This is a genomic window from Aeromonas sp. Prich7-2 (genome assembly GCF_017939255.1).
GTDB classification, from domain to species: Bacteria; Pseudomonadota; Gammaproteobacteria; order Enterobacterales; family Aeromonadaceae; genus Aeromonas; species Aeromonas caviae.
In genome coordinates, this window is sequence record NZ_JAGKRI010000295.1 from 1 (window position 1) to 293 (window position 293).

Genomic DNA, 293 nt, shown 5'->3' on the forward strand with positions numbered 1-293 from the left:
TTCGATAAGGGCTTCTACTCACTGGGGTTACTCCATGCCTGGCAACGCCAGGGCGTAGCGCGTCACTGGCTTATTCCGCTGAAAAAGGGGGCTCAATACGAGGTCATCCGCAAGCTGGGGCGGCAGGATGTGCTGGTACGCCTCAGTGCCAGTCCGCAGGCCAAGAAGAAGTGGAGCGAGTTGCCGGAGCAGTTCGAAGCCCGGCTGCTGACCCGGACGGTAAACGGCAAGGAGCGGCAGGTGCTGACCTCGCTCACCGACCCGCTGCGCTTCCCGGCCAGCGAGTTGATGGA

The 293-nt window shown here is 62.5% G+C and carries 1 pseudogene; it reads left to right on the forward strand.

From position 1 onward, the window contains the following. Nucleotides 1-293, forward strand: a pseudogene (locus J9892_RS25260) (IS4 family transposase); the annotation flags it as partial.